At 70.2% G+C, this 21577-nt stretch carries 22 protein-coding genes; 13 read left to right on the top strand and 9 right to left on the bottom strand.

Annotated elements, in window-relative coordinates:
- Positions 1-8 precede the first annotated feature (8 nt).
- Genes ACFP2T_RS42445 through ACFP2T_RS42455 form a run of 3 tightly spaced genes read left to right on the top strand, consistent with a single transcriptional unit; the run spans position 9 to position 2610 of the window.
- Positions 9-584, top strand: coding sequence for a hypothetical protein (locus ACFP2T_RS42445; RefSeq protein WP_377432600.1), 576 nt, complete (start codon positions 9-11; stop codon positions 582-584).
- Positions 581-2086 carry a hypothetical protein gene (locus tag ACFP2T_RS42450; protein WP_377432602.1) on the top strand — a complete coding sequence of 502 codons (1506 nt, stop codon included), beginning with the start codon at positions 581-583 and terminating at the stop codon, positions 2084-2086. Before ACFP2T_RS42445 ends, ACFP2T_RS42450 begins: the two co-directional genes overlap by 4 nt.
- A complete protein-coding gene (locus ACFP2T_RS42455) occupies positions 2083-2610 on the top strand; it encodes a hypothetical protein (protein WP_377432603.1) in 528 nt (175 codons plus the stop codon). The genes ACFP2T_RS42450 and ACFP2T_RS42455 overlap by 4 nt, the downstream gene beginning before the upstream one ends.
- A gap of 294 nt (positions 2611-2904) precedes the next feature.
- Here the strand turns inward: ACFP2T_RS42455 and ACFP2T_RS42460 are convergent, their stop codons facing one another.
- From ACFP2T_RS42460 to ACFP2T_RS42475, 4 genes are all read right to left on the bottom strand, one after another.
- Positions 2905-3330, bottom strand: coding sequence for an Imm1 family immunity protein (locus tag ACFP2T_RS42460; protein WP_377432605.1), 426 nt, complete (start codon positions 3328-3330; stop codon positions 2905-2907).
- Entirely contained in the window at positions 3327-3935 is a 609-nt protein-coding gene (locus tag ACFP2T_RS42465) for a DddA-like double-stranded DNA deaminase toxin (protein ID WP_377432606.1), read from the bottom strand. The genes ACFP2T_RS42460 and ACFP2T_RS42465 overlap by 4 nt, the downstream gene beginning before the upstream one ends.
- A gap of 174 nt (positions 3936-4109) precedes the next feature.
- On the bottom strand, positions 4110-4706 hold the full coding sequence (locus ACFP2T_RS42470; protein ID WP_377432607.1) for a G5 domain-containing protein: 597 nt from the start codon (positions 4704-4706) through the stop codon (positions 4110-4112).
- Between the two features lie 370 nt (positions 4707-5076).
- Entirely contained in the window at positions 5077-5280 is a 204-nt protein-coding gene (locus ACFP2T_RS42475) for a hypothetical protein (protein WP_377432662.1), read from the bottom strand.
- Here ACFP2T_RS42475 and ACFP2T_RS42480 point away from each other — a divergent pair.
- Positions 5193-5534 carry a response regulator transcription factor gene (locus ACFP2T_RS42480; RefSeq protein WP_377432608.1) on the top strand — a complete coding sequence of 114 codons (342 nt, stop codon included), beginning with the start codon at positions 5193-5195 and terminating at the stop codon, positions 5532-5534. The two genes, ACFP2T_RS42475 and ACFP2T_RS42480, sit on opposite strands and share 88 nt — an antisense overlap.
- A gap of 6 nt (positions 5535-5540) precedes the next feature.
- Here the strand turns inward: ACFP2T_RS42480 and ACFP2T_RS42485 are convergent, their stop codons facing one another.
- Positions 5541-6176: a CGNR zinc finger domain-containing protein gene (locus ACFP2T_RS42485; protein ID WP_377432610.1), complete on the bottom strand. Its 636-nt coding sequence runs from the start codon at positions 6174-6176 to the stop codon at positions 5541-5543.
- 100 nt (positions 6177-6276) lie between these two features.
- On the opposite strand from ACFP2T_RS42485, the gene ACFP2T_RS42490 reads away from it, so the two are divergent.
- From ACFP2T_RS42490 to ACFP2T_RS42515, 6 genes are all read left to right on the top strand, one after another.
- Positions 6277-7023 (top strand): metallophosphoesterase, encoded by a 747-nt coding sequence (locus ACFP2T_RS42490; protein ID WP_377432612.1) that lies wholly within the window; start codon positions 6277-6279, stop codon positions 7021-7023.
- Between the two features lie 2 nt (positions 7024-7025).
- Positions 7026-7679: a LysE family translocator gene (locus tag ACFP2T_RS42495; protein ID WP_377432614.1), complete on the top strand. Its 654-nt coding sequence runs from the start codon at positions 7026-7028 to the stop codon at positions 7677-7679.
- 254 nt (positions 7680-7933) lie between these two features.
- Positions 7934-9166 carry a serine hydrolase domain-containing protein gene (locus ACFP2T_RS42500; RefSeq protein ID WP_377432616.1) on the top strand — a complete coding sequence of 411 codons (1233 nt, stop codon included), beginning with the start codon at positions 7934-7936 and terminating at the stop codon, positions 9164-9166.
- 206 nt (positions 9167-9372) lie between these two features.
- A complete protein-coding gene (locus ACFP2T_RS42505) occupies positions 9373-9780 on the top strand; it encodes a PadR family transcriptional regulator (RefSeq protein ID WP_377432618.1) in 408 nt (135 codons plus the stop codon).
- Complete coding sequence (locus ACFP2T_RS42510; protein ID WP_377432620.1) at positions 9777-12248, top strand: hypothetical protein; 2472 nt, start codon at positions 9777-9779, stop codon at positions 12246-12248. Before ACFP2T_RS42505 ends, ACFP2T_RS42510 begins: the two co-directional genes overlap by 4 nt.
- On the top strand, positions 12245-13225 hold the full coding sequence (locus tag ACFP2T_RS42515) for a TIGR04222 domain-containing membrane protein (protein ID WP_377432622.1): 981 nt from the start codon (positions 12245-12247) through the stop codon (positions 13223-13225). Before ACFP2T_RS42510 ends, ACFP2T_RS42515 begins: the two co-directional genes overlap by 4 nt.
- Positions 13226-13341: 116 nt before the next feature.
- Here ACFP2T_RS42515 and ACFP2T_RS42520 read toward each other — a convergent pair whose 3' ends face one another.
- Entirely contained in the window at positions 13342-14427 is a 1086-nt protein-coding gene (locus ACFP2T_RS42520; RefSeq protein ID WP_377432624.1) for an epoxide hydrolase family protein, read from the bottom strand.
- A 154-nt stretch (positions 14428-14581) separates the two neighbouring features.
- On the opposite strand from ACFP2T_RS42520, the gene ACFP2T_RS42525 reads away from it, so the two are divergent.
- Positions 14582-15058 carry a MarR family winged helix-turn-helix transcriptional regulator gene (locus ACFP2T_RS42525; protein ID WP_377432626.1) on the top strand — a complete coding sequence of 159 codons (477 nt, stop codon included), beginning with the start codon at positions 14582-14584 and terminating at the stop codon, positions 15056-15058.
- A gap of 4 nt (positions 15059-15062) precedes the next feature.
- Here the strand turns inward: ACFP2T_RS42525 and ACFP2T_RS42530 are convergent, their stop codons facing one another.
- Positions 15063-17096 (bottom strand): prolyl oligopeptidase family serine peptidase, encoded by a 2034-nt coding sequence (locus ACFP2T_RS42530; RefSeq protein WP_377432628.1) that lies wholly within the window; start codon positions 17094-17096, stop codon positions 15063-15065.
- A gap of 106 nt (positions 17097-17202) precedes the next feature.
- Between ACFP2T_RS42530 and ACFP2T_RS42535 the strand changes: the two genes are divergently transcribed.
- Positions 17203-19071 carry a copper resistance CopC/CopD family protein gene (locus ACFP2T_RS42535; RefSeq protein WP_377432630.1) on the top strand — a complete coding sequence of 623 codons (1869 nt, stop codon included), beginning with the start codon at positions 17203-17205 and terminating at the stop codon, positions 19069-19071.
- Between the two features lie 61 nt (positions 19072-19132).
- On the opposite strand, the gene ACFP2T_RS42540 is transcribed toward ACFP2T_RS42535, so the two are convergent.
- Both ACFP2T_RS42540 and ACFP2T_RS42545 read right to left on the bottom strand, forming a co-directional pair.
- A complete protein-coding gene (locus tag ACFP2T_RS42540; RefSeq protein ID WP_377432632.1) occupies positions 19133-19789 on the bottom strand; it encodes a response regulator in 657 nt (218 codons plus the stop codon).
- Positions 19790-19794: 5 nt separating this feature from the next.
- Entirely contained in the window at positions 19795-20799 is a 1005-nt protein-coding gene (locus tag ACFP2T_RS42545) for a sensor histidine kinase (protein ID WP_377432634.1), read from the bottom strand.
- On the opposite strand from ACFP2T_RS42545, the gene ACFP2T_RS42550 reads away from it, so the two are divergent.
- The gene (locus ACFP2T_RS42550; protein WP_377432636.1) at positions 20800-21555 is read left to right on the top strand and encodes an ArsB/NhaD family transporter; all 756 of its coding nucleotides are present in this window, start codon (positions 20800-20802) and stop codon (positions 21553-21555) included. It abuts the gene before it with no gap.
- Positions 21556-21577: the final 22 nt, after the last annotated feature.

Consider the following 21577-nt stretch of genomic DNA (forward strand, 5'->3'; position numbering starts at 1 on the left):
GAGGGGCCGTGCCGTCACTCCAGGACGTGGCCGACCAGATCAACGCCAAGCTCGACGAGATCAACGTCAACACCGCCGCGACGGCCAACGCCTGCGGTGCGATCCGGACCGAGCTGGTCACCCTGAACGGCGCGGTGTCCACTCTCGACCTCCACCTACGGGAGGGATTTGCCAACCTCGCCGGTGGGCTGTTCGCGATCTGGCAGGTCCAGAAGGCGGCGCTGGTCCAGGCGGAACACCACAGCCAGCAGCACGACACCGTAATCTGCCTGCTGGAGAACACCAACGAACTGCTCTGCGGAATCACCCGCAAGATGACCACCCAGATCAGGATCGGGCAGGCCGTGGCCAGGATCGCGGAACGCGTCGAGGGAATCGCCGAGCGGATCCAGCCGGCCGCGGCCGGTGACTTCGACCGGCTGCGGGACGTCAGGAACGATCTCGCCAGGTGCTGCCCGCCGGATCCCGAGGAGCCGGAGGCGTGCCCCGAGGCGTGCCCGGTGCCGACGCTGGAGCCGTACGAGCCGGACGGTCAGGACTGGACGCCGGCCGATCCGCCCGACTCGAACGGGGGACCGCGGTGACGCTGTTCATCCAGAACGACGCGGCCGGTGTCGGTGCCGGCACCGTACAGCCGGAGTTGGCGATGGCGAACCTGACGGTGATCGCGAACCTCGACACCGGCATCGGCCTCGCCCCCGCGACCGGCAATCTCCAACAGGTCACGTACGCGCGAACCGATCCGGGAATCCCGCCGACCCGGTTGGCCGCTCTGGTCAACACGAACTTCGCCGTCAACCCGGCCGGGATCGACATCATCGTCCTGGCCGTCGGCCCCAACTTCACACTCAGAGACGGCACGCTGATCACCACCGTTGGTGGTACGGCCCTGGCACCCGCCGGTACGACCGGACCGGGCGCCCCGCTCAACGGCACTGTCTCGTGCGTGGTCATCTACGACACCAGCGACAAGGACGGCGAGGGATACTGCCTGGCCAGGGCCGGCAGCCGCGGCACGCTTGACCTGCGACTGTCGCTGCCGGTGATGGCGTACCACGAGCTGTCGCACGCGTTCCGGATCGTCACCGGCACCGTCCGGCAGTTGACCCCCGCCTGCAATCCGTCGTCGCCAGAGGAGCGAGCGGCGATCACGGACGAGAACGACATGCGCATCCAACTCGCGGCCATCAACGGCGAACCGGTGGTGCTCAGGGATCCCGGCATTCACTGCGGCCGGAGTTGCGGCGGAGGCGGTAACGGGAACTGTTGCATCGTCGCGTCGGTCTCGTCCGGCTCACCGCTCTCGGTCGAGGTGGCCGAACTCCGTACGCTGCGGGACCAGTTCCTCCGGCGGAGCGAGGTGGGCCACGCCTTCTTCGACTCGCTGCACTACGCGTACTACGGGTTCAGCCCGCAGGTCATCGGCATCATGGCCACCGATCTGGACGTGCGCGCGACAGCCCTGAACGGGTTCGTCCGGCCGCTGATCCGGATCCTGCGCCTGGTCCGCGACCACGCGATCGACGGCCTCGATCCGGACGAACTTGGCCGGCGCTGCGTCGCCGCGTTCGACGATCCGGCGGAGACCAGCGCGGCGCGCTCCGCGCTGGTCCGTGCGCTCGCGATCATCCTGGATCACGGTTCCGCCGGGTTGAGTCCGGCAGAGCAGACGGTGGCCAGCCTGCTCGCCGGTCGGGCATTACCCGATCCGCACGTCTCCTGGGGGCTGATCGAGCCGGTACGGCTGTACCACCTGCTTCTCCGGCTGGTCCGCACCGGCGCACCGTCGGCCGCGGTCGGGCGCTGGTTCACCGAGGCCGTCGACGACTGGGCCGGCAACCTGCCCATCGACACCTGCTGGGGAGCGTTCGACCTCGCTACCGCCCGACGCGAACTCGACATTCTGGAGTCCACGTTGCTGCGCAACCCGGGGCCACGGCGGGTCTTCCTGCGCCGGCTCGCCGAGAGACATCCGACGGCGACCGCGATCGCGAGAGCGGTCGCCGAGCGAAGCGAACCCGGCGGGCGGAGGGAACCCGCCGAACGAGGTAGAGCCGCCGAACGGAGCGAAGGAGTGCCAACATGACTCACAGCGAGTCCGAGCCCTCGGGCGGCGGGGAACGAGAACCACGCCTGGAGGCCAGGATGGCAGGAATCTCCCGGCGGACGGGAGTGATCGAGCTGGCGGTGGAGCTTAGCAATCCCAGCCCGGACCGCGCCGTGCACTACATCTCGGACCTCCGGGCCATCGTCTTCGACGACGCCACCGGGCGTTTTCTGGTACGCCTCACCGACGAGGGCCGCGAATTGATCCCGTCGACGACCGGGGCGCTGCCCCGCTTCGCCCAGGTGGACCCGGCCAGCACGGCGGTGCTCTCGTTACGCATCCCGAAGGAGATCGTCCGGATGCGGGTTTCCGAGATCCCTACCGACGAGGTCGAACTGGAGCGCCACGAACTGGGCCCGGATGCCGAGATCGAGATCGTCATCGGTTGGAGCGACACCGCGTTCTATCCGGACGCCCGTGGTGGCCGGAGCGGAGCGCCGAGTCCCGCCGCCGAGTGGGAGAAGGGCCAGGCCCGGTTCGTTATACCCGGCGAGGGCGGGTGACCGGGATCAGGCGTGTAGCCGGCCGGTCGGGCGAGCTTCCGGCCGGGGTCCGGTCAGGAGGGCCGAGCCGGCAGATGTACCTCGAATCGGCAAAAGCTGAGCGGTTCCGGGAGGCGTAAGATCAGGTCCGGGAGGACGCACTCGACCCGCGCGAGTCGGCAAAGCTGATCGCGACGATCGCGGAGGAACTGCCATGAGCGAGACCCTGCCGCCGGTGGCCTGGTACATCAGCAGCCGAAGCGCCGACGGCAACGCCAACTGTGTCGAGGCAGGGCCGTTGGCCGACGGATCGGATCAGGCGTTCGGGTCGATGGCGATCGTTTGCGGGCGGGTGGCGGTAAGGTAGCCGCGCGCTGCGGCCCGTACAACGGCTGGCGTGATCCTGGTCCTCGCCGGCTTGTACTCGGTGGCCTCGCCGTTGTAGTCGAACACGACGGTCTCCGGCCATGGTGACAGCCCTGGCTCGTAGCCGTAGCCGCCGTCTTCTCCGAGATACAGCAGGAAGCCACGGTCTGACCGCCCTACACCGATCTGGATGGCCCGGTGCGCATCCGGGTCGTCCTCGGCGAGGATCGTGACGACGTACGCCGCGTTGTCGTCGTCGCTGGTTCGCTCGATGGTGTCGAGGACCCGGTCCAGTTCGTCAACGTTGCCGACGATCACGCGGTAGGTGTCGTCGGCCTGTTCGTCCAGGCCCCACGTGACGATGTACCTGCTCACGTCGGTACCCCTTCCCCGGTCCCGAGATACGTCTTCCACAGTCGGGGACTGGCGTCTTTTCCGGCTACATACACCGTCAGTGTCGCACCCTTCGGTAGCAGCTCAGGCAGTAGCCGATGACAACCCAGCTCTCCGGGACACGGGCGCTTCGACACGACGAGGACGGCATGTCGTGGGCCCTCGGGTCGCCGCATGATCGCTGCGACATGCCCCTCGACATGCTGGGTCGCGGCGGCGTTCTGATGCCACCGCCGGGGCGAGTCCCGTCGCAGACCCGGCGCCCCCGCCGCGGGGCCCTCCTCGCCGCTCCAGACGGGCTTGCTCCGGACAGCGCCATCCGAGGTCGCCAACATGCCGACCGTCTTCACCCCGCGTGGCAGCAACTCTTGTAGCTGTTCGGCTGCCCGGGCAACGAAACCGGGAACTGGTCCGCCGGGTGACGAGGAGGCCAAGGAAGGCCAAGATCGGTTGGCAACCTGGCCGACGTCTACGGCGGGAGGGTCAGCGCCCACTGCCGATATGTAGAGCGTCACGCTCGCCAGGGCCTGGCTGAGGGCAGAGTCGGCCCGTTGCAGGCGACCGTGGGCGTCGGTGAGCAGACTCACGGCGGCGTCGGCCCGTGCGTCGCTCGACCTCCCTACCGCTGTGGCAAACCGGGCATGCGCCTAGGCCAGAGACTCAGCCGCTTTGACGAGAAGGTTACGGCTGTCACGGACTCGCCCGAGCCCCACCGTCAGGACGGCAACGACATCTCCAACGCTGGTCATCCAGCGTCGACCTCAGTCGTCGCATCCGTAACCGTCACCATCACGATCCAGGTCGTAGATGTCGTCACCGATAACCCTAACCGGGCCGCTGACGTATGCGGGACCATTGCCGCTACCGCCCGCGCAGTCGACATCGCTGGCGATCGGCACGCAGCCGCTGTAGTTCGGATCGCACTGCCGGCTCTCCTTGGTGCCGACCGCCACGACCTGGGTAACGGGCTGCTTGGTCACCACCTCGTTGACGAGCTTCTTGCCGGTCTGCACGCCGTTGACGTACGTGACCTCGTAGGTGAGGGTCTTCGATCCCTTCACTCCCGCAGTCCGAATCTTGCGTTTGCCCTTGGCCAGGGAAGAGTCCTTCACGGTCCGCTCACCGAACGGGATACTGCGAGTCTCCGTGACCTTCCGCTTCTCAGCCGTGGGGCTTGCCGAGGTGGGCGCGGGACTCGCGACCCCCGAGGCGTCAGTCGCTTCGGCACTCGAAGACAAGGACGGCGCGCCCGGACCAGGCGAATCCGCCGACGAGGAAGTGCTTGCCGAATCGGTCTCGGGATCAACGCTGTTCCCGATCGCCGCCAGCCCGCCGCAGCAGATCAGGAGTGAGAGCACCGGCCCACCGACGAAGAGCGCGGCCTTCTGCCCTGGACCGAGTCGACCGAGCAGACCCGTTCGCGATCGGGATACCCCGACCTGAGACGGCGCTCCGGCCGCCGGTGGATGCATCGATCGCCACTGTCCCGGCGGGTACGCGGACGGGTCATTCGGTTGATAGGTCACCGACGCAGTCTTGGCCCAGGACTAGATCATCCATAGTGGTCAAGTGGCGACACTTCGTGATGCCGATCAGCCGTCGTGACCCCACCGACGGGTCTCATCCGGCGCCAAGAGGCTCCGATCTCCTGCATACGGACGACGGCGAATGCCGAGTCGCCCAGAATCCTCCGGTGACTCGGCGTCGCCCCCGTACCGACAGTCGCCGTCACGGCATGAGCAGCCCCCAGTAGGTCGCCCAGGGTAGGAACACCAGGCCGCCGACGGTGAGCAGGCCGAGTCGGAGCCGATCGGAGTAGGTGAGGTCGCGGCGGTGACGTCGCCATGACAGCGCGGTCGCGACGGTGGCGACGACGGCCGCGACGGCGAGGAACTGTAGGACGAGCCAGGCTACCGGCCGGCCGATCAGCACGGGTCCGACGGCGCTCGCCGCGGTGGCCAGTACGAAGAAGAGGTAGACCAGGAAACACGCTCACGCCACGGGAGCGGGACGTGCTCCGGCTGATGGCCGAGGGGCGCACCAACGCCGCGATCGCCGAACACATGGTCATCACCGAGAAGTCGGTCAGCAATCACATCAACACGCTCTTCGCCAAGCTTGGCCTGCCGCCGTCGGGCAGTGGCCACCGCCGGGTACTCGCCGTACTGGCCTACCTCGACCAGTGACCCGAGCTACGAGCGGTTCGCCGCGTGGCGCTGGTAGTGGCGGGAGACCCGGGCGCGGTTGCCGCAGGACGGTTTGCACCACTCCTGGCGCGGATGGTCCTTGACGAAGTAGCGCACACAGCGCGGCGCCGGGCAGGCGAGCAGTTGGTCGCGGGCCGGACTGGCCAGGAACTCGATCGCGGCCCGGGCCAGTCCGGCGGTGAGCCGCCGCCGGGCATCGGCCGCCTCGCCGTGCCAACTGACCGTCGGCGTCGCCTCGTCCGGCCAGCTCAGCACGGGCCGGACCGGCAGTTGCCCGGCGGCCCGGTTGAGCTGGTCGACCGCGTCCGGCACGGGCAGCAGCGTCGAGGCGTCGGCCCGACTCGGCGGTCCGGGCCGGACCGCCCGCGCGAAGAGGGTACGCACGGCATGCCGCAACGCGACCACGTCGAGCCGCAACTGCTCGTCGGGCGTCGCCGTGTCGGACTCCGACTCGGACTCGGACGTGAACCGCAGCGGCTCGGCGGCGTACTCCCGCAGCGGCTCGGCCTGCTCCCGGAGCCAGGTTGCCAGCCCGCCGACGTCGGCGAGGTCGTCGGCGACGCCACCGTTGCCGTCGTGCCGAATGGTGCTGGCCAGGGCGAGCACGAGCTGCTGGGACATCCGGTCTCCTCCTGGTACCTGGTACCTGCTTGTCCGGCCGACTGAGCCAAGTGTAGCGTCCCTAATGCCTACGACGGGAAAAGCCATTAGGGGGACGTCAGTGCTCGTCATCGCACACCTCAGCGACACACATGTCGACAGCCATCCCCGCTCGGCCGAGCGGACCGCCCGGGTGATGGACTACCTGCACGCCCTGCCGCGTCCCGTCGACGCGATCCTGATCAGCGGGGACATCGCCGACCATGGCGAGGTTGCCGAGTACCGGACCGCGGCCAAGCTCTTCGCGTCGCCACTACCGGTCATGGTCTGCCCCGGAAACCACGATGTCCGCGACGCGTACCGCAAGGGTCTGCTCGGTGAGGACGGCGGCGGAACCGGCCCGATCAACACCCGGTACGACGTGGCTGGCGCGGTCTTCCTGCTCGCCGACTCGTCGATCCCCGGCGAGGACGCCGGGCACCTCGACGACGAGACCATGGGCTGGCTCGCCGACCAACTCGGCTCGGTGCCGGCCGGGGCGCCCGTCTTCGTCGCCTTCCACCACCCACCGGTCGAACTGCACCATCCCGTCGCCGACCCGATCCGGCTGCTGCCCGCCGAGCCCCTGGCCGAACTGCTCGCCGCCCATCCGCAGGTCGTGGCGGTGCTGACCGGGCACTTCCACACCGCCGCCGCGAGCACCTTCGCCGGCCGGCCGCTGCTGATCGCGCCCGGCGTCGCCTCCACGCTCCGGATGCCGTGGGAGGGCGAGGGGCCGCTGCTCGATTTCCGGCAGCCGCCCGGCGTGGCGTTCCACGTCTACGACGACACGGGACTGCTGACCACCCACTACCGCGTGGTCGTCTGAGCGTGCACGGCGTCTCCGTACTCGGCTTCCTCGTCGCCGTCGCGCCGATCACCACGACCCCGGGGACCAGCCTGACCCTGGTCGTCTCGCGGGTCGCGGCCGGCGGACGGCGGCAGGGCTGGTGGGTGATCCTGGGTACGGTCACCGGGATCTACGTGCACGCGACCCTCGCCGCCGTCGGCCTCGCCGCGCTGGTGCTGCGCTCCTCGCAGGCGTTCTGGACCGTGAAGCTGGTCGGCGCCGCCTACCTGGTCGGGTTCGGGCTGTGGCTGCTCTGGTCGGCGACCCGCCACCGGCATTCCCACCCGCCCGAGCCGGCGGGGACCGAGCCGGCGGCGTCCGGGCCTCGGCGGTTGCCGTGGCGGGGGCACCATCCGTATCTCCAGGGGCTACTCGGCAACGTGCTCAATCCCAAGGCCGCCGCCGTCTACCTGACCCTCGCCCCGCAGTTCCTCGACTCCCACCGTTCGGTGCTGGTCCCGATGCTGGTGCTGGCCACGGCACACGCGGCGCTGCACACCTGCTGGCTCGCCGGCTGGACCGCCATCTCGGGCGCGGCCGCCCGGCTGCTGCGTACGGCCAGGGTCCGGCGGGCGCTCGACCGGCTGACCGGCGCGATCCTGGTCGGCCTCGGCATTCGTACCGCCGCCGGTTGAGGTTTCGTCACTGGTCTCGTGAACTGGTCCACGATGTAGGCAGCACGCGTTTGCGGAGCGGTTCGAGCCGTGTCAGGGCGGTGTCAGTGCGGTGACCGTTCGGCGTCAGGGCGCCGGGTCATCGTGATCGCCATGATCAGTTCAGCGATCGCGGCCTCGGGGCTGCGCAAGGCTTCCCAGGACAGGCCCGTGCTCGGCGGCGTCGACCGGGAGGTTCCAGGAACAATCAGGGGTACCAGGAACAACAGGGTCGGATGCCGCAGGTCGTCCGGCGAGTGGGGGTCACGGCGCTTGCGGTCACGCTGCTGGCCGGGGTGGCCGGGGTGGCCGGGGTGGCCGCACCCGGGGTAGCCACCGCGAACAGCGTGGCCCTGCCGAAGGCTGCCGCCGGGCAGGATCGCCCGGAGCTACAGAAGGCCATCCAGGCATTCGTCGATTCCGGCTTCGCCGGGGTGCAGTTGCGCGTGCACGATCAGCTGGGCGACTGGGTCGGCAGCGCCGGGGTGCGCAAGCTGGACGAGGCCGCGAAGCCGCCGACGAACGGGCGGTTCCGGGTCGGCAGCGTCACCAAGACCTTCACCGCGACCCTGGTGCTGCAACTGGTGGCCGAGGGCAGGATCGGGCTGGACAGCCCGGTGGTCGACTACCTGCCCCGGTTCGGGCTGGACCGGCGGATCACGGTGCGGATGCTGCTGCAGCACACCAGCGGGGTGTTCAACTACACCGGCGAGTACTACCCCGACGGGACGGTCGCGCCGGGAATCCCCGCAGCGGGAAAGGAATGGGTGGACAACCGGTTCCACACCTACCGGCCCGAGGAGTTGGTACGGCTGGCGTTGTCCAAGCCGGCGCGGTTCGAGCCGGGGACGGACTGGAGCTACTCCAACACCAACTACACGCTGGCCGGGCTGCTGATCGAGAAGGTCACCGGCCGCTCGTACGCCGAGGAGATGAAGCGGCGGATCCTGCGGCCGCTCGGGCTGTCGGGCACTGTGGTGCCGGGCGCCCGGCTGGGGTTCCCCGGGCCGCACGCCCACGGCTACTACCGCTACCAGGACGCCGGCCAGTGGAAGACGGTCGACGTCACCCGCCAGAACCCCTCCTTGCTGTCCGCCGCCGGTGACATGATCTCGACCACCAAGGATCTCCAGACGTTCTTCTCCGCGCTGATGGGCGGCAAGCTCCTGCCGGGCCCGCTGCTGGCCGAGATGCGCAAGCCGCACCCGAAGAGCGGCGACTACCGCTACGGCCTCGGGCTGTTCGTGCAGGACACGGGCCCGAACTGCGTCGGCACCATTTTTCACCACAACGGCAGTGCCCCCGGAGGCTACGGGGCGCTGATGTACGGCACACCCGACGGCAGTAGGACCCTGACCGCCTCGGTGACCACCGGAGACGCCGCAATCGATCCGGCACAGGTGTTCCCGAAGGAGCTGGAGAAGCTCGTCACGGAGGTGTTCTGCGACGGGAGGACGGAGGTTGGCTGACGGGGCCGGGCCGGCTCGGCCGACGGGCTGAGCACCGTGGGCCCGTACGACCTGCGGATGGACTCCTCCTGATCGTCCATCAGGCAGAGCGCGATCTGGACCAGCCGGCCGAGCTCAGCGGGCTCGGCCGGCCGGTGCACGCCGTCGACGCCTCGGATTCCCTCCCGACGACGACCGACTGGCAGACCCTATGTAGAGTTCAGAGTATGGGTAGCGAGGTACGGGTCACCACGGCCGTGGCGAGGGTGCTCGCGGCGTTTCTCGAAGATCCGGCGACGGACCGCTACGGTCTGGACCTGATCGCCAGCACGGGACTGGCGAGCGGCACCCTCTACCCGATCCTGGTCCGGCTGCAACGCGCCGGTTGGATCGACTCGGCCTGGGAGGACGTCGACCCGGTCGCGGCCGGGCGTCCGGCCCGTCGCTACTACCGGCTCACCCCGGACGGCCTGGTCCGGGCCCGTACCGAACTGGCCGCCCTCTACGACCAACTCGGCCGGGCCGCCGGCACGGCGTTCCGACCCGGCGGCACGAAACCACGGCCCGCGACCATGAGCGCACCGTCCACCCTGCTCGGCGACTGGGCAGCGGCGACTCCGGCCAGGTCGGCGTGACCGGGGCCCGCGGCGTTCCGCCGCTCGCCACCGCGCTGCTGCGGATCGCCGGCCGCCGGTGGCCAGCCGAACTGCGTACCGAGATGCTCCAGGAATGGCAGGCCGAACTGGTGGCGATCGGCGCCGGCCCGACCCGGAACCCGGTCGTACGGGCCGTCCGGCAGCTACGGTTCGCGATCAGCCTGGCCGCCTCACCCCCGGTCGAGGACGAGTACGGCGTACCGCGCGGTTGGCGCGAGTTCCTGCCCGGTGCGGGCCGCGCGCTGCAACCGTTGCTGATGCTGCTCGGCGCGCCCCTGCTCTGCGGCATCCTGGCCGGTGTCTTCCCGATGCTCGGCTCGACGGTGCTGTCGATGGCCCGGGGCTACCCGTCGGGCTACGGCCCCGACGGCGGAGCCGGTGTCGACTGGGCCGCGAACGCCGTCTCCCTGGCCGGTCTCGCGGTCGCGGCCGGTACGGCCGGCTGGCTCGGTGCCTGGTTGGGCCGTCGCCTGCCCGTCGCCTGGGCGCACCGTACCCGGCTGGGCGTGGCCGGCTCGGCGGTACTCGCCCCGGTCGTGATGGCCAGCGGTGCACTGGCCCTGTACACCGCTGGCCGGGCCCAGTCGGACCTGCGCCCGCAGGAGGGCGTCACCATCCTGGAGTCCGAACCGGTGCTTCCGGTGCTGCTCTGGGTCGTGCTGATCGCCCCGCTCGCCGGCGCCGTCGCCGTCGCCTGGTTCGTCCGTCGTGGACGGCGTCGGGTGCTGGCGATCGCTGGCGCCGTGGTGGGCGGCCTGGTCGCCCTCGACCTGACCGCGATCGTGGCCGGTTGGCACGCGGCGGTCGCCGAGAACGTCGCCTTCGGCACGGCCCCGTGGTGGTTCCCGCTGACCCTGCTGGACCGGGAGGGCAGTGGAGTCAGCTTCGGCCGCGTCGAGCAGGGGTACGTGGCGTCGGAGACCGTCGTGATGATCGTCGCGAACACGCTGCATCCGCTCCTCGCCGCCACCGCCTTCGTGCTCTGCTACGGCGTGTCGGCGGGTCGCCGGCTCAACCCCGCAACGGCTCCGGCACCTTCACCGGCCCCGGTAGCCGCACCCGCACCCGCATCCCCGCCGGGACCGGCACCGACGGCACCACCGGCTGCGGTGGCCGCCGACGGAACATCGGCGGTACGCCTCCAGCGCTTCGGTGCGGCGGTCGCGGCGATCGGACTCGGACTGTGGACGTACGGCTTGACGGTTCTCACACCGGGCCTGGCCGAGGTGGCCGCCGTCGACGAGGTGCAGAGCTGGGAACTGCACCTGTGGGCGCAGGAGTTGCGGCAGGGCGGTGTCGTGCTCGCCGTACTCGGGCTGCTCGTCGCGGCGGCCGGGCGTGGGCCGGTACTCCTGCCGGGGTTGCTGGGGGCCGCACTGCTTCCGCTCGACTCGTTCCTCGACGCCGCCGACCTCACCGGGCCGAGCACGGTGCCCGGCACCTTCGGCATCGGCGTCGCGGTACTGGCGATCGGCTGGTGGCTCAGCGGCGCACTCGCCGACCCAACCGGTCACCCGGCCACTCCCGGCCGGGACGGTCACCCGGCCACTCCCGGCGGGGACGGTCACCCGGCCACGCCCGGCGGGGACGTGGATCCGGCGACGCGGCGCCGGCTCGCCTGGGTGTCGGCGGTGGCCGCCCTGTGCGCACCCGCGCTGCTGAGCCGGGCGAGTGGGCCGGAAGCGCTGACCCCGGTCGGGTACCCGGCCGTCACCGCGATCACGGTCGGCATGTTCGCCGTCCTGGCCATGGTGACCGCGCTCGCCGTACGCGGAAGCCGGTTGCCGCTCGCGATCGCCGTACCGGTGGTCGGCACGCCCGTGCTGCTGATGGTCACCCTCGGCGGGCTCACCGGCGGGATCGCCTGGGAGATCGGCTACGCCGCGGCCCTCGGCCCGGTGCTGGCGGCCATCGTCTTGGCCGTCATGACGATGAGACGACGCCCCCGGGCCGTCCTGCGCTGGGCCGTGGTCGGGTTCAGCGCCGTCGTGTTCGGCCTGCCGCTGATGTACGCCCAGTTCGTCCTGGCGTCGCCGGCCGGGGAGCCGCTGATGCGTGCCGCCGGGTACGGCCGGCCGGTCGACGGTCTGCCGTTCCTACCCGGCGCGGTACTCGTCGCCATTCCGCTCGCGGTGGTGCTCGCCACCCGGATCGTGCCGCCACCTTCCCCTTCCGACGCAACCACGGAACCCGTCGTCCCGAACCCCCGTGACCACGATCAACGGATCCCCATCGCCACGGACCTCGGGCGAGCGGACGCGTGGGGGAATCGGCGAGCGGCGGGTACCGCCGAGCGCGGTGCCACGACCGGCTCGGCGCCGAACTCCGGGGCGTCGGTCGCGCCGCAAGTTTCGGTCAAGAAAGACAGATCGACGGCGGTGGACTGGCGTCCCGGTCGCACAATCGAAGGACGTTCGGCGACCCGAGTGGACGGGGAGGGGTCATGAACCTGTATGCGGCAGGTACGACGTGGGGAGTCGGGGGGACGACGTTCCTGGCGTTCTATCTCGCCCTGGCGGTGGCGGTCCTCGGGCTCGCCGTCGTACAGCGCCGTCGGCTGCTCGCCGGCCCGGCCACCGTACGCGTCGCGGACCTCAGCGCCGCGCAGGCCGCCTACCTCGGCGGCGGTGCCCGACTGGCCGTCGTCTCGGCGCTGGCCGCACTGCGGCAGGCGGGTGCGGTCGCGATCGGCCCCGCACCGGACCGCCATCTGGTGGTCGCCGGCGCTCGGCCGATCGACGCGAGCGCCCTTGAGACGGCCGTGTACCGGGCCGCCGGTCAACGGCTGTCGGTCCGCGAGGTGGGCTACGACAGCGGGGTCTCTGCCGAACTGACCCGGTTGCGGGCCGACCTGGAGCGGGCCGGGCTGCTGCCGGGCGACGAGGTCCGACGGGGCCTCCGCATGTGGTCACGGGCGCTGCTCGCCGTGCTGCTCCTGGGCGTGCTCTGGTTGCTCGCGGGGTTCGCGAACGGCGGATCGCTGCTGCCGGGGATGCTCATCCTCGTGCCGTTCTCCGTGGCCAGCACCGTGCTGCGGAAACACCCCGAACGGACCAGGGCCGGCACCCGCGCGCTCGCCGACCTGCGCCAGCAGCACATCCACCTCGCCCCGGTCTACGAGCCGTCCTGGAGCACCTACGGACCGTCCGGCGCCGCGATGGGGGTCGCGGTGTTCGGCCCTGCGGCACTCTGGACGGCGGACCCCGAGTTCGCCGCCGAGGCCGAGATCCAGCAGCGGCTCGGCGCCAACTCCGGCGGATCGTCCGTTTCAGGCGGTGGCGGTGGCGACGGCGGCAGTTCGAGTGGGGGGTACTGCGGCGGGCCGGCCGGTGACTCCGGCGGGGCTGGTAGCTGCGGCGGGGGAAGCAGCGGCGGCAGCGGTTGCGGAGGAGGGGGCGGCTGCGGGGGTGGCGGCGGCGGATGATGTCAGGTCCGCCGACCTCCCGGTCGCCGGGGTCCGAGGGCCCGGCGACCGGGAGCGCCGTACGGGGCGGTGATCGACCGAGCGGACGCCGGTAAGTCAGCGCGGACGCCGATAGGTCAGCGCAGACCCCAGAAGAACGCCCGTACGTCGTCGGCGAACTCCGCCGGCATCTCCATGGCGGCGAAGTGGCCACCCCGGTCGAACTCGGTCCACCGGACGATCGGGTACGTCCGCTCGGCGAAGGGCCGGACCGCCAGGGTGATGTCGTGGGCGAAGACGGCCACGCCCACCGGCACCGGACAGGGCAGCGGCCCGATGAGACTCTCCCGGTGCAGCCGCGCGGATGATCCCGCAGTGCCGGTGAGCCAGTAGAGCATCACGTTGGTGAGCAGCCGGTCCACCGGGATCGTCGATCGCGGATCGGTCCACTCGGTGAACCTCTCGGCGATCCAGGCGAGTTGTCCGACCGGCGAGTCGGTGAGCGCGTAGGCCACTGTCTGTGGCCGGGTGGACTGCAACACCTGGTACCCCGGGCGTTGGGCGACGTACCGCCGGATTCCCGCGAGCCGCTCGCGGTCCTGTTCGGACAGTTCGTCGTCGCCGGTCCAGTTCGGGGGTGGCGGCGTGGGCAGGTAGTTGAGATGCACCCCGACGACGTTGTCGGGGACGTACGCGCCGAGCGCCCGGGAGATCGCCGAGCCCCAGTCGCCGCCCTGGGCGCCGTACCGCCGATAGCCGAGCCGGTGCATCAGCTCGGCCCAGGCGCGGGCGATCCGGTGTACGTCCCAGCCCCGTTCCCGGGTCGGTCCGGAGAACCCGTAGCCGGGGATCGACGGGATCACCAGGTGGAAGTACTCGGACAGCGGACCGATCACGTCGAGGAACTCCACGATCGAGCCGGGCCAGCCGTGCGTGAGGATCAGCGGCAGGGCGTCCGGGTCGGCGCACCGGACGTGCAGGAAGTGCACGTTCTGCCCGTCGATCTCGGTGGTGTACTGCGGCAGTTCGTTGAGCGCGGCCTCGTGCCGGCGCCAGTCGTACCCGGTGCGCCAGTGGTCGGCCAGTTCCCGGACCCGCGCCAGCGGAATGCCGTAGTCCCAGCCGGCGTCCGGCAACTCGCCCGGCCACCGGGTACGCCCCAGCCGGTCGGTCAGGTCGGTCAGGTCGGCCTGCGGGATGTCGACGCGAAACGGTTTGATCATGATCTTCTCCCCACGGTCTTCGAAAGAGTCTCTTAGGCCCACTAACGTTAGCCCGCCTAACGTTAGTGGAGCAAACGTTAGTATGACAAACGTTAGTGAGGCGAACGACTGGAAGAACCGTTGGTCGGACCAACGAACTTGTTAGGCTGGCCAGGTGGAGACGCCGACCGACGACAGCCTCACGGCCTGGTTGACCAGCCAACCGAGCTGGCTGATCAACCAGACCTCCCGACACGCCCACCGGCTGGTCAGCGAAGGACTGGGAAGCGTCGGCTCGCGCGGCTACCACTACCGGCTGCTGATGACGCTGGACGAGTTCGGTCCGGTCAGCCAGGCCGACCTGGGACGACGCAGCGGCATCCACCTCAGCGACGTCGTGGCGGCGGTCAACGAACTCGTTGACCGGCAGCTGGTCGAGCGCGCCCCGGATCCGGCGGACCGGCGCCGCAACGTCATCACCATCACCCCGGCCGGCCGACGCGAGCGTCGCCGGCTGACGAAGCGGCTGGCCCAGATCCAGGACGAGTTGCTCGCCCCACTGGCCCCGGACGAGCGCGACCAACTGACCCGGCTGCTGACCCGGGTCCTCGACCACCACACCCGGCAAAGCCGGCTCGGGAACGACGCCTGAGCCGTCAGTCGGCGAGGCGGCGCCAGAGGAAGCGGAGCATCAGCGCCCACTTGAACGCCAGTTGCGCGTTGTCGGCGGCCGCGCCGTGCCCACCCTCGACGTTCTCGTAGTAGGAGACGTCGTAGCCGTACCCGCGCATCCGGGCGGCCATCTTCCGGGCATGGCCGGGATGCACCCGGTCGTCGCGGGTCGAGGTGACGAACAGGACCGGCGGGTACGACCGCCCCGGGCGGACGTTGTGGTACGGCGAATACTCCCGCAGGAAGGCCCAATCGTCCTCGTCGTCTGGGTCGCCGTACTCGGCCATCCAGGAGGCACCGGCCAGCAGCAGGTGGTAGCGCCGCATGTCGAGCAGTGGCACCCGGGCGACCACCGCGCCGAACAGCTCCGGATAGCGCGTCAGCATCACGCCCATCAGCAGGCCACCGTTGCTGCCGCCCTCGATGCCGAGCCGCGCCGGTACGGTCATGCCCCGCTCGACCAGGTCGGTGGCGACGGCGGCGAAGTCCTCGTACGCCCGGGGCCGGTTCTCCCGCAGCGCGGCCCGGTGCCAGCGCGGGCCGTACTCGCCGCCGCCCCGGATGTTGGCCACCACGTAACTGCCGCCCCGGGCCAGCCAGCCCCGCCCGATGATGCCGCTGTAGCTCGGGGTCCAGGCCATCTCGAAGCCGCCGTACCCGGTCAGCAACGTCGGGCCGGCCGGCTCACCCGGCGGGGCGACCACGAAGTACGGAACCCGGGTGCCGTCGGCGGAACGGGCGAAGAACTGCCGGACGTTCATCCCGGTCGGGTCGAAGAACGCCGGGTCCCGCTTCAGGGTCTCTGCCGCCGTGCCGACGACGCCGTAGTGCAGCGCGGTGGGCTTGAGGAAACCGGTGCTGGCGAGCAGGTACTCGTCGCTGTGCTCCGGGTTGGTGTCCACGATGACGACGTGCCGCTCCTCCTCCCCCGAAGCGACGGTCTCCAGAAGCGGCACCCGCCGCCAACCGTCCTCGTCCGGCGTGAGCACCTCGGTCCGGCTCCGTACGTCCGACAGGCTGCTGAGGATCAGATGGTTTCGGGTCCAGGCGTGCCGACCCAGCGCCGTCTCCGGGCCCGGCTCGAAGACGACGGTCAGGTTCCGCTCTCCGGCGAGGAACCGGTCCAGCCGGGTGACCAGGACGGCACCCGCGGGATAGGTCCGACCGGCGACGGTCCAGTCGGAACGGAGCGCGACGAGCAACCACTCCCGGTGTACGTCCGTCTCGGCGTCCTCCGGCACGTCGATCCGGACCAGTTCGCCGTCGACCGTACGCAGGAACTCCTCGCGCCGGAAGAAGTCCAGCCGGCGGCCGAGGAAGTCGCGGACGAAGCCGGGGGTGGGATCGTGCACCGCGTACACGGCGACGTCGTTGTCCCTGCCCTGGTAGACGACGGTGGCCTCGGACAGCGGCGTACCCCGGCGCCAGCGCTTGACGATCCGGGGATAGCCGGAGGCGGTCAGCGATCCGGGGCCGAAGTCGGTGCCCACGTAGATATGGTCGGCGTCGATCCAGCCGACGTCACTCTTGGCCTCAGGCAGGACAAACCCGTCGACGACGAACTCGCACCGGGTCAGGTCGAACTCCCGCACCACGCTCGCGTCGGCGCCACCCCGGGCCAGCCGGACCAGGCAGCGTTCGTGCCCGGGACGCGCGACGATCGCGCCCTGCCAGGTCCAGGGCTCGTGCTCGGCGGCCGCCAGCGCGTCCACGTCGAGCAGTACCTGCCAGCACGGACTCGCCCGCCGGTACTCGTCGAGGGTGGTCCGCCGCCACAGCCCCCTGGGGTGGGCCTCGTCCTTCCAGAGGTTGTAGAGGTAGGTTCCATCCCAATGCACAATCGGCACTCGGTCTGCGGAATCCAGCACCTGACGCAGTGCGGCGGTCAACCCTGCGAACAGGGGGTCGTCGGTCAGCGCGGCGAGGCTCTCCGAGTTCCGGGCCCGTACCCAGGCTGTCGCATCGGCGCCGGACAGCGCCTCAAGCCATCGAAATTCATCGTCCAAATCCGGTAACACGGGCAAGTTCCTACCACATCCAGTAAACAAACTTACCGCTCAGTCAGATGGCAGATTGAACCTTTCGACCTCACGAAACGATCTAATTGAGGTGGAACGTTGTCAGGTGGGGCGGCCCCGGGCCGGTGGACCGTCGGTGCTGCTCGCGACCCTCGCCGTACTGCTCGGTGGTCTGGCGGTGGTGCTCGGACCGCCGACCCCGGCGGCGGCACACGCGGCCGTGGTCTCCACCGTGCCACAGCAGAAAGCCGTGCTGGGCTTCTCCCCCACCGAGGTCACGGTGACCTTCAGCGAGCCGGTGGCCCTGGTGCCGGGTCGGGCCCAGGTGCTCGCCCCGGACGGCAAGCGGATCAGCACCGGCAGCGCCTCGGTCCGCGACACCACCCTGCGGATTCCGATCCGGGTCGCCGACCGGCCACTCGGCACCTATCTGGTGAGCTACCGGGTGATTTCCGCCGACAGTCACCCGGTCGCCGGTAGCTTCACCTTCGCCGTCGGCGCCGAGTCGGCGACCGCTCCGGAGCCGGCCGACGAAACGGTCCGGGCCGACGTCCGGATCGCCGTACCGGCGACCAGATATCTCGGCTACGCCGGACTCGTCCTGCTGATCGGCCCGACGCTGTTCCTGGCCCTGCTCTGGCCCCGCCGATTGTCCCGGCGCGGCCCGATCCTACTGGTACGCACCGGCCTGACACTGGTGGCGGCAAGCACCCTGGCCGGGCTGTGGGTCCAGGCCCCCTACACCAGCGGCGCCGGACTGCTCGACGTCTCGGCCGCCGAACTGTGGCAGGTCCTCGGCTCGGACTTCGGGCTGACCCTCTCCGCCCGGCTCGGCATCCTGCTGCTGCTCGCCGTGCTGCTCCCACCGATGCTCCAGGCCCAGATGCAAGGAAGGGCCCCCTCTTATCGCATTCTGTATAGGAAGGGCCCCCTCTTAACCACTCTGCTGATACTGCTTGGGATTGCCGGACTGGCGACCTGGCCGATGAGCGGTCATGCCGCTGCGTCGCCTACGCCGCTGGCGAGTGGGATCGCGAGTGTCGTACACCTCGCCGCCATGTCGGTCTGGCTCGGCGGCCTGGTGACCCTGTTCGGCTACCTGCTCCGGGCCGGCCATCCCCGGGCGCTGGCGGTGATTCTGCCGGTGTGGTCCCGCTGGGCGACCATCGCCGTACTCTGGCTCGTCGCCGGTGGGGTGGTGCAGGCGGTGATCGAAATCGGCGGGCTGGCCGCGCTGGTCGGCACCGGTTACGGCCGGCTCGTCCTGGCGAAGGTGGCGCTGCTCGCGGTGCTGCTCGGCACCGCCGCCCAGGCCCGCCGACTGCTCCGACAGTCTCCGCCCGCGCCCGCACCCGACCCGGCCGGCCCGGTAGCGGCCCCAGCGCCCCCGCTGGCAGCTCCAGCGGCCGCTGCGGCGGCTCCAGCGGCGGCTCCACCTGCTCCATCGGCGGCTGCGGCAGTGGCCCCAGCAGTTGCTGTGGCGGCGGCCCCGGCAGCAGTCCCATCGGCGGCTCCGGCAGCGGGTCGGTTGCGCCGGATGGTGGGGCTGGAGGTGGCGGTCGGGCTGCTGGTGCTCGCCGTGAGCGCCGTACTGGTGCAAACCACTCCGGGCCGCAACGCCGGGATCGAGGCCACTGTCGCCGCCTCGGACACCTTCGCGCAGACGCTCAACTCCCCGCTCTACACCCTGCAGTTCGACATCTATCCGGTGCAGCTCGGCGAGAACAACACCGTGCACGCGTACGTCTACACGCTGGATGGCAAGCCGCTGCCGGCGGTGGAGTGGAGCCTGACCACCGCGCTTCCCGGGCAGGGTGTCGAGCCGGCGACCGTTCCGATGCTGGGGATCGAGCCTCACCACGCCGCCGGTGCGGTGAACTTCCCGATCGCCGGGGACTGGGAGCTGCGGTTCACCGTACGCACCTCCGACATCGACCAGGCCACCGTGCGTACCGTCGTCCGGGTGCGCGGTTGAGGTGTTAAGAAGGGGCCCTTTCTATACAGAAAACGATAAGAAGGGGCCCTTCCTTACACCGCTACGGCTCGACGAGGCCGGCTCGGATCGCGTAGCGGGTGAGGTCGATCCGGTCCCGCATGCCCAGCTTCTGCAGGATGTTGGCGCGGTGCCGGTCGACCGTCTTGACGCTGATCACCAGCGCCTCGGCGATCTCCTTCGCGGAGTTCCCCTCGGCGATCAGCTTGATGATCTCCTCCTCCCGGGGCGTCAGGATGCTCTCCGGAAGGCGCTCCCCCTGCCGGGCCCGGTGCAGGTAGTCCCGGATCAATGCGGTGATCGCGCCCGGATAGAGGAAGGGTTCGCCGCGCATCGCCGCGCGGCACGCCTCCAGGAGATCCCGGTCGGCGACCGACTTGAGTACGTAACCGGACGCCCCGGCCCGGAGCGCCTCGAAGAAGTACTGCTCGTTGTCGTGCATCGAGAGCATCAGAATCCGTACGGCGGGCGCCCGCCGGGCGATTTCGCGGGCCGCCTGGAGCCCGGTCATCCGGGGCATCGCGATGTCCAGGATCGCCAGGTCCAGTTCTGTCTTCCGCACCGCCTCCACCGCGTCGGCGCCGTCGGCCGCCTCGGCGACGACCATCAGGTCGGGTTCGGCATCGAGAATCAGCCGCAGCCCCCTGCGGACCAGTGCGTGGTCGTCCGCCAGCAGGATCCTGGTCTTGGCAACGGACACCGCCCTCAACTCCTCTCGGCCGTCATCGGCACGATCAGGCGTACGTCGGTGCCCGTCCCGGGAACGGCGGCGATGTGCAACCGCGCCCCGATGAGCAGCGCCCGTTCCCGCATTCCGCGGATTCCCGCCCCCTCCTGGCGTACCTCGCCCCGGCCGTCGTCCGCGACCCGCAACACCACGGTTCCGGCCTCGGCCAACAGCGACAACTCGACCTTCGTGGCGGATGCGTGCCGGGCGACGTTCGTCAGGCTCTCCTGGGCGATCCTATAGATCACCAGCTCCTTCTCGGCGCTGAGAAGCGGCAGGTCCGGCTTCGATCTTCGCACCACCGGAATCCCGCTGACCTGCGAAAACTCGGTCGCCAGGGCATTCAGGGCGCTGAGTAGGCCGAGATCCTCCAGCACGTCCGGGCGGAGCCGGCGGGCGACCCGTCCCACGTCGTCAAGGCTGGACCGCAGCGTCTCCTGTACGCCGTGCAGCTCCTCGCGGAGTTCCTCCGGCGCGCGGTCCACGGCCCGCTTCAGCCCGAGCAGTACCACCGTGAGGCTCTGCCCGATCTCGTCGTGCAGCTCCCGGGCGATGCGCTGCCGCTCGCCCTCCTGCGCGGCGAGCGCGTGCCCGCTGCTCGCGCTGCGCTCCGCCTCCAGCCGGTCGAGCATGGCGTTGAAGGTCTCGATCAGGTTGGTGAGGTCACCGTTCCCGCTGTCGACCAGCCGATCGCCGCTGCGCAGCAGGTCCACCCGCCGCATCAGCGTGGTGAGCGCATCGAGCGGCGCCAGACTGGCCCGGAGCAGGAATGCGTTCACCGCGAGAATCAGGGCCAGGCCGATCGTCAGCACCGGGATCTCGGCGAGCAGCACCGGCGACGAGACGGTGGCGGGAGACAGCGCGAGCACCAGCGTGCCGACCGTGAAGACCAGGCCGTTCAGCACGAACAGCCGACGGAACAGCGCCTGGGTCGGCGACGACCGGGTTCCCGAGGGCTGACCTTCGGGGACTTCCTGGTACACATGGCGCCGATCGTGGTCGTGATCTTCGCGGTCTTCGTGGCCTTCACCCGGGTGTTGTTCCGGAAATCCTTCCAGTACAACCCGGAGCACGTGGCCGCCGTGATGGCGTTGCAGGAGCGGCGGGCGATCACCGACGTACGCCTGCTGGTCCGCTGCCTGATCGTGCTCGGCCTGGTCGTCGTCGGCTTCGGGCTGCACTCCGTGCTGCACATCGACCCGTCCGTGGTGGCCATGGTCGGCGCCGGAACCATGCTGCTGGTGTCCAAGCTGGACGTCTCCGACGTACTCCACGAGGTCGAGTGGCCGACCCTGGTCTTCTTCATGGGCCTGTTCGTGATGGTCTCCGGCCTGGTGCACACCGGGGTGATCACCACGTTCGGCGAGTGGGTGATCGACCAGGTGGACGGCGACTTCTTCGCCGCGGCGACCGCACTGCTCTTCGGCTCCGCGATCCTGGGCGCCTTCTTCGACAACATCCCGTACGTCGCCACGATGGCACCGGTGGTCGAGGGGCTGGTGGCCGAGGCACCGGATCCGGGAACCGGTCGGGCGCTGTGGTGGGCCTTCGCCCTCGGTGCGGACTTCGGCGGCAACGGCACCGCGGTAGCCGCCAGCGCCAACGTGGTGGCCATCGGCATCGCCGCCAGGACGGGGCACCGGATCTCGTTCTGGCAGTTCACCAAGTACGGGATCATCGTCACGATCCTGAGCACCGCAATCGCCTGGCTGTACGTCTGGCTGCGCTATTTCGCCTGACCGTCGCCGTCATCCCGCTTCC

Origin of the sequence: Plantactinospora solaniradicis, from assembly GCF_042658085.1 — a bacterium.
Lineage (GTDB): Bacteria > Actinomycetota > Actinomycetes > Mycobacteriales > Micromonosporaceae > Plantactinospora > Plantactinospora solaniradicis.